The organism is Tunicatimonas sp. (assembly GCF_049647865.1).
Classification (GTDB): Bacteria; Bacteroidota; Bacteroidia; order Cytophagales; family Cyclobacteriaceae; genus Tunicatimonas.
In genome coordinates, this window is the sequence record NZ_JBARYM010000232.1 from 1 (window position 1) to 12,036 (window position 12,036).

The 12,036-nt window shown below is 44.7% G+C and carries 5 protein-coding genes and 1 pseudogene; 1 reads left to right on the plus strand and 5 read right to left on the minus strand.

Annotation, left to right across the window (positions count from 1 at the left end; genetic code table 11):
- The 3 genes from WBA23_RS07200 to WBA23_RS07210 form a co-directional block, all read right to left on the minus strand.
- A partial coding sequence (locus WBA23_RS07200; protein WP_424581593.1) for a hypothetical protein occupies positions 1 to 6,582 on the minus strand: 6,582 nt, incomplete at its 3' end.
- A gap of 122 nt (positions 6,583 to 6,704) precedes the next feature.
- Complete coding sequence (locus tag WBA23_RS07205; protein ID WP_424581594.1) at positions 6,705 to 8,282, minus strand: DUF4038 domain-containing protein; 1,578 nt, start codon at positions 8,280 to 8,282, stop codon at positions 6,705 to 6,707.
- Between the two features lie 12 nt (positions 8,283 to 8,294).
- Complete coding sequence (locus WBA23_RS07210; RefSeq protein WP_424581595.1) at positions 8,295 to 8,981, minus strand: hypothetical protein; 687 nt, start codon at positions 8,979 to 8,981, stop codon at positions 8,295 to 8,297.
- Between the two features lie 149 nt (positions 8,982 to 9,130).
- On the opposite strand from WBA23_RS07210, the gene WBA23_RS07215 reads away from it, so the two are divergent.
- On the plus strand, positions 9,131 to 10,276 hold the full coding sequence (locus tag WBA23_RS07215; protein WP_424581596.1) for a trans-sulfuration enzyme family protein: 1,146 nt from the start codon (positions 9,131 to 9,133) through the stop codon (positions 10,274 to 10,276).
- Between the two features lie 24 nt (positions 10,277 to 10,300).
- Here the strand turns inward: WBA23_RS07215 and WBA23_RS07220 are convergent, their stop codons facing one another.
- Together WBA23_RS07220 and WBA23_RS07225 are read right to left on the minus strand one after the other, a co-directional pair.
- On the minus strand, positions 10,301 to 11,653 hold the full coding sequence (locus tag WBA23_RS07220) for a hypothetical protein (protein ID WP_424581597.1): 1,353 nt from the start codon (positions 11,651 to 11,653) through the stop codon (positions 10,301 to 10,303).
- Positions 11,654 to 11,786: 133 nt separating this feature from the next.
- Positions 11,787 to 12,036, minus strand: a pseudogene (locus WBA23_RS07225) (hypothetical protein); the annotation flags it as partial.

Here is a 12,036-nt window from a genome sequence, read left to right on the forward strand (position 1 = left end):
GCCCTGGGCAGCATCCTGGCCAGTGGTCGTAATCATTCGGGTATTGTCAAATTCATCAGGAAGGGTAGGGGCGGGTATGGTAGCTGCTGCTGTAAATGATAGCCGATTATTACCTAACGCTAAAATACCGTTAATTAAGGTTAAGCTACTGGTAACCGTCATCTGACTAGCGTCGAGAGAAACGTTATTACTGGCTTTATCTATCGTAAGATCATCAAAGCTGAGCGGATTACCTCCAATAGTTTGAGCATTGGTCCCACTAAACGTTACTAAATGGGTGTTCTGGTTGAACGTCCCGGTAGTATACGTCCAGTCTCCCTCTACAGCAATATCATCATCTAAGCGAATGCCGCCGCTAGTATTATTAACATTGACACTATAAAAAGTGGGCGAACCACTAACGATTTGGGGCGAAGACTGCCCGCCTAACCCCGAACCGTTAAAAGTAACTACGCTGGGAGTGCCAGCTATAAAAGTGCCATTAGTCAGCGTGAAATTACCTCCCACACTTAGGTCAATATCATTATTCGTCCGAGAATTGGTGTTGGCTTGATAAAGCTGAAAGGTGCCATCTACCACGTTCACAGTAAGATCATTCAATACTGTTAGGTCTTGTGCTCCACCGCTAGTACCAATCCGTTCGGTGAAACTATTACCATCTCCAATTTCTAAATCCCAGAAGGGAACTGCCGAATTAATTCCTACATCGAAATTGGTAGCAGTATTACTGTTTAGTACCCGTACGGTACCTCCACTTACATTATGGCTGGTGCTCGGTCGGATATAAATTGCTTTACCATCGGCCCCCGAATTACGACGGACTATCTCTAGTAACCCACCCGACATGGTGAAACTGCTACCACTGCCAGTGGCTATCGCTAAGTCAGCTTCGCTATTATTACCTATGTTCTCGCTGCTACTAAGGTTATTGGCTACTACTACGGTACCACCGGACTGTTCGTAGGATAAAGTCGCCGCATCGGGGTTGGGACGAATAGCCCCACCAACCGTGAGGGTTCCCCCTTCTACGGTAATGGCGGCATTACCGGGTGCATAAAGAATGGCGTTTTGATCTACTCCTGTCAGGTCATCTCCAATATTAATGGTTCCGTCAGTGAGGCGAAGTAATCCTCCCAGCGATAAATTAGCCGAAGCCGAAGTGATTTCGGCAACTGCCCCCGCATCATTTAGCCAAAGCCCTCCGCTAGTTGGAATAGAAAAGTTGCCTCCCCCGGTACTCAGGGTCAACGGGTGGGGAGCACTTAGCTTTAGTGTTCCGTTCTGAATTTCTAGGGCTTTTTCTCCGGTATTGGTTGGGGCACTAAGTGTGAAGTTTGCTGAAGTGACTTCTAACTCAGAAGAAGCATCCGTCCCTTTATTGACGATGAGGCGATAGAGATCAGTAGTTCCACCAGTACCTGAAATGCTAGTGCTGGTTGCCCCAGAAAAGGTAACATTTGCGTGGTGTAGCGCATCAGTACTTACTAAGTTAATAGTACCATTGTTAGTAAGTGATCCGCCAATGAATAAACTATGAGTAGCAAAGCCGACATCGATTACTTGTAAAGTCCCGGAGTTAGTAACATCTCCGGCTAGGATAACAGTACGGTCTGTTCCTGATTGAAATTGAAGAGATGCATCAGAGTTATCTATAGTCAGATTATTGCCGATGGAAATATCACCACTAGTAGCACTACTAAGTAGAGTAGTAGAGGTGGGGGCGGTCGCACTGATAATTAGGTCTTCTAGTATTGAGAGATCAGCATCAGGTAGGGTCACGGTTCCTGAACCGGATATAGCTAAGTTACGGAAGGTGGTTGGGGTAGCTAAAGCAGTATAATTTCCGGTTCCGGTATACTCTATAGTACCTCCGGTAGCTCCCAGTAAGTCAGTATAAGAACCACCCGGAAACTCGGTGGCATCCGTATCGTCTGTTACTATACTAAGTGTGCCTTCTCCACTGAGGGTACCTAGATTGTGCCCTGTAGTAGCATCGGCAATTGTTAACGTTCCGGTACTTTGTAATTCTACGCTGGGGGCAATAGTGTTATCGCTGGCGATGGTGATCGTATTATTATTGCCAATAATAACTGGGGTACTACTTCCCGGAATGGTTGATGCCGCAGCCCCTCCCAGTCCGATCGTTGACCACGAAGACGCTGTGTTCCAATCGCCGTCGGCACGGCTATAATAGGTAAGCACTGTGCCAAACTCGGAAGGTTCTGCCGCGGTAAATTGTCCTTCAATGTACGTAACATTATTAAATGAAATAGTATTAGCTACTTCGTCAACCAATGCTACATCATTGATATTGCTCCAGGTAGTAGGAGCATAACGAGCGGGAACATACCCTGACTCATTGCCTCGTCCGGTAGCATCAGTCTGATCATAGGTAAATGATAGGTTAGCGATTTCCGAACCAAATCCTGATTTACTAACAATCCAGTAGTAGTCTAAAGCTATATCGGCAGCATCAGTGGTGAAAGGGTTCTCCGCGTCCACCGGGTTGAGTGTTATTGTTCCGCCGCTGGTAGCATTAACTACTTCAACCGTAGTTGGGGTATATTTTCCGTTTGATCCGATGGGCCAGGTAAACAATTCGCCCCCTGAACCTACGTAGGTTTTACGAACCCCGGCGGCACCCACTCCGCCGTTTACCTCAATCATGGTAGTGGCTGATGGAGAGGCTACACTGACCGAAGCAGTAGTAGGCAGAGACAATAGATAGCTATCGATATCCAATACTCCATCAGTGAGCGTAAGCGTTCCATTGATAGTTTGGGCTACGGAGAGGCTGGCTCCGTTAGTATCGTCTAACTCTAAGTTCTCAAACTCTCCAGAGCCGTCACCGCCGATAGTTCGTTCAGCCAAACTCCCCGTTAAATAAATCTTTCCGGTTCCGGTATGGAATGATGAATTGTCGACATTGCCGCCAACTGTGAGGGTATAGCTGTTATCATTTAGTATGCCTTCTGTAATAGTCAGGCTGCCCTGCGCGGTAAGGTCAGTATGCAAATTTAGCGTTTCGCTAACATCTAAGTATACAATAAGTGATTTTTCACCCGTACCCGACCATTCGGGGTCTTGAGTGGCTTTGGTGGTTCCTTCGTAGGCAATAGTGTAGGCATTGCCCCCCTGAATACTACCAGTCATCACTCCATCGGTTCTAAGTACAGTGGAAGCCGCGTCCATTATTAGGTTAGCACCGGTAGCAAAGGTGCCTCCTTCCAGCGTCAAGGTGCGCCGTACCGTTTCTGGCTTGTTAAGTGTTTTGGTACTACTACCCGATATAATTAGATTGCCAAATTGAGTACTGAGGGGGAGTACAACTAAAGCATTACCCACACCATCGTATTCTACAGTGCTAGTGATATCTACCCCGTACGTAGCGAATGCTGTATTGCTACCCGGAAAATGGTTAGCCGCGTTGGTATTGCCAATAATTAGAAGACTGTTAGCACCAACATCAAACGTTCCTCCCACCGCAGTACGGTCAATCGTATTGTTGTTGATGTTTAACGTGCCCGCCGTTAGGTCGAGATCTCCACTTAGTAGATAATTATTATTGGTAGAGACGATTTCTACGTGGCGATTGCTTCCGGTAGGATTATTTATTTCAATAGTTCCGTAGGTATGATCGTCCGAAAGGTTGAGATCAAACCCATCGACAGAACCAGCTAAGTTAGCTGATCCGTCGCCCAAACGGAGGGTGCCGCCAAAGATAACCGGACTATCGGCTGAAGGTAGATTTGTTACACCACTGATTTGGTTATCTCCGTTACCGGCTGCGCCTACTCCGTTAATACGTATAGCTGAGCCACTACCGGATGTAGCGTGCGGGTTCACAATTGTGATAGTACCGCCTGTAATATCGACAATGCCCTGCTCTAGATCAAAAATGCTAATATCACTATCTAAACTTTGACTACCCTGTGGATTGAGGTTGAAGGCGCCGCTACTCATAATAAAGCGGGCGTTAGCATCGTCTAAGTTGAATGATCCATTCAGGTTGAATGTTCCGTCGGCAATCTGTAAACGGCCAAAAGCGGTGGTAGTGCCGAAGGCTGGATTTTCGTCATCATTACCAATGTTAAAGCGACTATTGCCATCCCCTACGTTAATAGTACCCCCGTTAAGGGTTAAGCTGGTGATGGCAGTAGGGTTGCTTTGAGAATAGATAACACGATTGGTCCCATTGCTAGCGGTGGTGCCTACATTCAAGGTGCCACCGTTGACTTCTGCGGTAGTACCATTATCTAATGTAAGTGAAGCGGTAACGTGGCAGGTACCCCCGTTCATAATAAATTGAGCCCCAGCGGTGTTTAATCGTAGGTTGCCAATATTGCCACCTCCCACTTCCAGATAACCATCTGAATTAATCGTTAGTACGCTATTTGCCCCATCCATATCCAGGATATTGCGGGTAGAAGGGGAAGGTAGTTCGGCGGCTAAGTTAGGGGCGATAATCAATTGGGCGGTCTGAGTTCCCCCCGTCCCGTTGCCAATTGTCACTACGCCATCGCCCCGCGTCGCATCTTCACCCGCATCTTCATTGGTGATATTGAAAGGGTTACGGTTGGCAATAGAAGTTAAGGACGGACTGGTCAATATGTTAAATGAACCAGTATTGATGGTGAGTGCCCCGCCGTCGTATACCTGTAACAAATTACCGTTGGTAATATTGGTAACATTAGCCCCCATGTTGATAGTGCCTCCGTTCATGGTAAGAGTGCCCCGAATTTGCAGTTCTGTATTATCAGCGGTAGTAATGTCAGGGATAATGTCTATTGTACCATTATTCAACGTAAGGCTGGCTCCAGCTTCAATGTCTATCCTATCATTAAAAGTAGACTGCGAAGTAGCGTCGTCTTGCGTAAAAGCTCCGAGGATATTGGATGTACTGGCAAATTTAATGTTTGCCTCCAAAGATGCTGAGCCACTAATGTTGACATTACCTACGTTGATACCTCGGCCAAAAGTAGCGGTTGAGTTCTCACTTATTGTTAGTGTCCCCTCGATTATCGATTGAATAGGTATGTCACCGATGTTGTCGTTGTCGGGGGCCACAACAAGTTGAGCACCGTTTGAAACCGTGACATTAGCTGCGGCACTGTTGCTTCTGGTGAAGCCATCGTATAAATTGACTACCGTAGAGGCTCCACTAATGGTAAGGGTGCCCGCGTTGGTAGCATTATCAAATCGAATACGTCCTTCATTGTGCCCAGCATCATTTCCCAGTGTGGCAGTACCCCCTAATAGGTTGACACTACAGTTCTCCCCTAGTAAACGAATGGCATTAGCATCAACTTCTACCGAATTTAAGATATTAAGCGTCCCCGCATTCATCGTAAAGCTTGCTCCGCTTTCTCTTAAATATATACCTTCAGTGTTCGTGGTAATATTGGGTGAGATAATAAGGGTACCGTCGTTTTGTGTAAAACTACTGTTTTGGTACTGGTTCACATTGTTGTAAACTGTTAAGGAGGAAGTAGCTCCATCGATGGTAACTGTAGCTCCGGATACACCATCGCCTAATAAGTTTAAGTCACCGGTGTTGCCAGTGCTACTTCCAATAGTAACAATGCCACCATTTTCAATACCAAGTGAACTATTATTGGCTAGTTCAAGCGTAGTACCTAAGGCCCCATTGCTTCCTGCATTGAACTGCCCTCCGTTTACTCCATCTACTATAATATTACCGTTTGTTAGGCTTACTGTTCGGTTACCATCATGGTTAGTCACCAAGTTGAAAATACCTCTATTAATCGTAAAAGATACATCCGTATAGTCAGTGCCATCATTATTTGATCCCTGATTATTGTAGATTCCGTCATTATTATGAACGTAGGTGCCTTGAGTAAAAGTTGAGCGACCCGCCTCTACCGAAAGGGTAAATTCTTCGGATTGATTGATAATCTGATTGTCGGGAAATGCCCCAGAATTATTATAGGTAATATTATAAGTATCCCAATTAATTCCTCCAGAGATAGTCTGATTATCAGTACCATTAAAGTGTAATTCTACTTCGTAAGCAGCATCATTATCGTTTTGTAGATCGAGTATGCCATCGTTGATTAGATTACCTCCAATGAAGATATCGTGACCGTCCCGGTCGGCAGGAGTGCCATTCATAGTATTAATTACTCCGGCTGGATACTCATCCCCTCCTCTAGTAGTAACCAAATGTCCATCGGTTCCGATAGTCACATTGCCGGTGACAATTAAATCGTGATTTGCATTTAAGTCATCTACTGTACCAGCTGGGTTGTAATTAGTGAAGGGAAAACGAAGATAACCTGCTGTTCCCGATGCACCTATTGATAAAGTACTGATAGTAGCTGTATTTGTACCATCATCAGCATTATAATCTATTACGTGCCCCGCGGCAATGATTACAACATCAGTGGTAGCATTACCAGGAACAGTAGTAAGATCGGTGTCCTCATCGCCATGCCCTATCAAAGACCAAGTATTAGGATCATTCCAGGAGCCACTCTGATAGCTGTAATAAAAGTCTTGAGCAAGAATATTATAATAAGAAAAACACAGCAATAATGTACAGAAAATAACAGATATATTCATATATTTCATTTGCCCTATTTAGTTGCTTCACGCTACTACAAAGCTACATTTGCCAGGTAGGGAAAATGATCGTATTTGGTGGTTTTCTGTCAGATGTAAGGAATAAGGAAAAGAAACTGGGTTTACTCAAATGACTGTAAAACGAGTATCGATGCTTCGGTAGCCGGTGGAGTAATACTCACTATATCGGAAGAACTTAGCACGGTTTTACCAAAATACTTACCTCTTTTTGGGTCATACCACTGTGCTTCATACACTAGGCGGCGAGGGTTATCTATTTTCAGTGTAAGGTCTGCGTGAGGAACATATAAAAGTAAGGTGCTATAATCTTTTGTACGCACCACTGATACAAAATGAGCGTAATTTTGATCACCGGGTTGATTAATTAGCAGCGAAGTATCCGGGCGAAGTTTCCACCAATCAAACTGCTGAATAAATTCGGCTAAGTAGCTTATCTGTTGACTGCCAGGCAGGGTTGTGCTTTCTTTCCAGGTAAGAACCGGCTGACGGCTTAATTCTCCATGATTTAAGATCGTCTCGCCTTCCCGAATCCAAGGCCAAATGCCGTTGGCACCGTAGGTTATTCCGGCTACCGGAGTACTAAATAGACTCCAGTAAGCAGCATCACGTACATCGTTGGCCGTAATACTTTGAAATATTTCTTCGTAACAAGGCTCCATGTTGATGGTAGGGCGAGGGGGTAGTTGGTCCCACTGTTGGGTAGCTGGTCCCCGGGTGATGTACTCTACCGAAGATTGATCAGCGCTGTGCCCCGACTGATACCCAATAATATCTACCCAATCTTCTTCAGCATAAGTATCACCTACCCAAGACCGGCCCATAGGATGTAACGCTACTACTCCGGGAGGATTTTCACCAAACACTGCTCGTCCAATATTCTTCCAGCGCTTTTCGTAAATACTAGTGTATAAACCATCGCCACCGGGTAACCAAACTATATGATATGCTCCGTAGCGGGCAACTAGATACTTCGCTAATAATATGGCCTCTGCTTGAGGTAGTTGAAATCCCGGACTCAGCTCCCGGCCTTCCCCGTAGGGTAGTGCCCACAACAGCACCAAAGCAGCTACTAATCCGTATTCATTAATCTTACTAATTTTCTGATCAATCTGTTGGAAGAAGGCTGGGTTCAACTGAATAGGCTGCTGCCCCGTGAACGCGGTCTGAAGATGGTTATTCATATCCCCGCCTCGCCACTGAGTAGCTATGCATTGAATTACCGTATAGTGATTATCAGCTCGGTGTTTCAGATAGGTGTTCCATTCTTGGTCGGTAGATTTCAGTAGGCCATTCCAGGCGGTACAACCAATCCAGAGGAATGGCGAGCCATCGGTGTGGCTAAGATGATAGTCTCCCGAGCGGTGCGTAATAGCTCCATTTTGATAAATAGGTAGAGAGCTAGTATTAGGTATACATACGAAAGTACCCATTTGTTGATGCAGCCCACCATTAGTGGAGTCGGAGCAACTGGTTTGATACTGCCAATTTCCTAACTCATCAGGCATAAATCGGATACACCAGTTCATACCGCCATCCCAGAAACCCTGAATCTTCTTTTTCCTGTTGCTTGGGGAAGTAAACTCAGCGTAAAAGGTACCTACATCGTAGAGGGGGTTTTGGTAGGTAACCTGACTGGTAAATGCGGCTTCGTAGGGAGTCCACTGAACGGTTTGATTCATAGTGGTCGAAAGTTAACCTACATTATTTACCGAAACTAGGGAAATGGCGGCAAGTGGAATAGAACCATAGATACGAGGCACAAGTTTGTTGCCTTCAGTTTGGTACTGAATAGGTTGTGCAAGATCGGAAGGGTCAACTGCTAACCACAGTTCATTATCTACAGCTACCTTGGGCAACTCAATATAAGCCGAGACAAATCCCTTTTTTTGCAGTACATCCGGAGCATAGTACCCCTTTTGTTGAGCCATTTGCCAAGCGTCAGGTTCAGCCTGAATATAAAGTGAACGTAAACCCTGCCGAAGGTAGCGGTTAGTAAACCGGATGAATGCCTGCACATTCTGCGTAACTACTGAAAGGGGAATATCTTGCCGGTGGTGATGCTGGTGAATAGCTAATACAGCGTGCCGGGTAGCTCCCCAGTACCATAGTAGCATGGCTCCCACTAACAGACTAATTAGCCACCAAGGATTATAAAGATTCAAAAGAATGGCCACTAAGCTAAGAGGAGCTAAAATACCCCCGGCGACCACTGGAAACCACCATCGGCGGTGTTCAACCCCCAATCGCTGTATTCGCTCTAGGTCAAACCGCCGAAGATTACCTTTTGCTTTTACGTAAAGATACTCTTCAGTGAGCCAAAGACGATTCTGTTCATCATTAGCTTGATACAAATAGCAAATAGCGATAGAATTGCTCAAGGGTTATAATGGTATCATTTTACATTTTAAGGTTTTCACGTATTAAAGTGTTCCGGTGTTTGCGAATAATAAATAACTTTGAACCTTGTTCCATCGTTCGCCCTAGGCTCGACCTGAACATTATTTTATAACGGCCAAATATCTAAATAATGAAAAAATCAACCTCCTGTGTCCACGCAGGCAATAGCAACCATACTCCTGCCCACGGGCTAAATACTCCTATCTACACTTCTTCGGCTTTTGGCTACTTAGATACTACCGAGAATATTTATCCGCGCTATTATAATACTCCCAACCAAGAAGTAGTAGTGCAAAAACTCTGTGCGCTGGAGCAAGGCGAAGCGGGATTGTTATTTGGATCAGGTATGGCAGCCATTAGCACTACAATGTTGGCTCTGCTACAAAAGGGCGACCATGTTATTTTACAGCGTGACCTATACGGGGGAACTCACCATTTTGTTAGTGCCGAACTAGAGCGAGTCGGAATTTCATATACCTTGGTAAAAGAACCTACTGTAGATCAACTGGAGGCGGCACTTCAACCTACCACCAAGTTAGTATATATTGAAACTCCTTCCAATCCACTACTCAAAATCACTGATGTGGCAGCAGTGGGTAGCTGGGCGCAGCAACACCGGTTAACAAGCGTTATTGATAATACCTTTGCTTCGCCTATCAACCAAAATCCTATTCCTCTGGGAATTGATGTAGTAATTCATAGTGGTACCAAGTATTTAGGAGGACATAGTGACCTATGCTTTGGAGCAACAATTACGTCTCAATTGCTGCGCGACCGCATCTACGGTACGGCAATCAACTTAGGCGGGTCAGTAAATGCAGCTACTTGTGCACTTATTGAACGCAGTATGAAAACATTGTCGCTGCGAGTAATTCAACAAAATAAGAACGCACAAGCAATCGCCGAATTTTTACAGCGACATTCTGGGGTACAGCAAGTGTATTATCCAGGCTTGCCCAACCATCCGGGGTACAATGTAGCTCAACAGCAGATGCAGGGGTTTGGAGGAATGCTCTCTTTTGAACCAGCGGTAGAAGGTAGTGCCGGAGCCGAACAGTTCATGCGTCAGTTGCGGGTCATTACTCCGGCTATTAGCCTGGGTGGCATAGAATCACTGATTTGCGCTCCGGCTAAAACCTCACATATAAAATTATCTGCGGAAGAAAGAAAACAGGTAGGCGTATCGGATGAATTGTTACGTATCTCGGTAGGTATTGAAGATGCCGAAGACCTGCTGGAAGACTTAGAGCAAGCTTTAACAATGATACATAACTGATTCTTGATTCTCGCTACAGAGACTTCAATACCGGTGCAGTCGGTCATTTTCATTTCTAAACCGAATGGGCTTGAACACATGAACCAAAAAATAGGAGTTTTGGGCTGCGTATAGGGTGGGGTAATGCTTGTCTAAATTGAGAACCCGGTTAGTAATCTCAAAGAACAGTTCAATTTCTTGGCTGGGTTTGGCCCCTACACCTAACGTATAAAAAGGGTACAGAAAGGAGCCCTGATCTTCAGCAGTGACCCAGTTCAGATCATGCTCAAATTTTAGGTACGTTTTGCTGAACATCCGGTAGTGCCACCTACCCCGGAAGGTAAAGCCACTGACATCACGGTCTTGATACTCAGTAAATACTGCCCACTGACTGAATGGCCGCTCAAACGTAATTAAAGGGAAAAATACCGTATGAGTCGAGTTAGTAAATCCAGCAGGTTCGTTAGGGTTTCGGTAGTAAACATTATTAATGAAATTGCGATTAAAGGCAGCCCCATATCTTCGGTATTCCATGTTAAGTTCTAATAAAAACCTAGAAGTTTCTCGGTTTTTAAAAGAAGCTCCTATTAAGAAGGCTCGGTTGTTTCCGGTAGTATTGCGGGTAGATAATTGAGCGTATCCGTTTAGCCTATCTCGATAAGATAAATTTGCTGAATAGTTAACCAGTCCGGAATTTGCTACCCAAGTATTATCCGAAAGCCCTACTCTAACGTCGAGTCGCACTGAATCTTCTCGCTTAATAAATACATCTTCTAGCCCAAATGAGAAATCGTAAAGATCATCTATTCCCAATCCGATATTTCGCGTTAGATCGCCGATGCCAAAATGCTTTATATAGAAGTTCTCATACTTTAGTTTTAAGCTCCACGCCTGACTGGTTTGCAGATTGTAGTAAGTAAGTCCTTCGTATAATTTGATATCGTAGAAATCACCTACCTGGAGGGCGTAGCTAAATCTTCCTAACTCCTTATGATAGCGCAGATTGAAGTATGGAAAGATGTTAATAGTATTTTGACTAAATCGTCCATCGGAGAAACCCCGCTGTTCGGCGGTTAGCATCACGGTAGCATCTAGCCCTTTCGCTACATGAACTCTCGCACCAACATCAAAGAAGTAAGCTCCGTGAAATAAAGGGTTGTTAGTTACCAGATCGTTGTTGAGGTTCCAAGTGGCTCTAAGTTCGGGTTCATCAGCTCGGCGGGGCGATAACAGACGAGGAATTTTTGCCGGGCTAAATTCACTACTCTGATACGAGCTGAACTGATAGTAGGCTCCGAAACCTACATCGAAATCAACCTTCATTTTGCTAAATAGCGAATCTTGGGCTACCGCTGACCAAGGTAGAACCATCAATGCAAGGATCATGAGTCTGAACATAGGTACTGACTAAGTTTAAAGCAGGTTGAAGAATCAAGTAGGAAACAGTATTACTTTTAAGTGAAAGTAAAATGGCGCTTCTTTATACCAGCGATACTACCTAGATTATCAGTAATGAGCAACTCATTAATCATCAATCGTCATCACGTAGCTGTTCAATAATATCAGCACTGACCCAATAAATATCTTGGTTACTGGAGTAAAAAAGGTATTTACCATCTTTGGTGACGAAAGGGCAAAATTCGTAGTTTTTAGTATTAATAGTGCTTCCCATGTTTTTGGCTTGCGACCAACTTCCATCTTCCTCTTTAAAACTAATATATAAATCTCCCTTGCCAATACTACCCGGTCGTTCTGAGCAAAAAATGAGGTAAGATTCATTG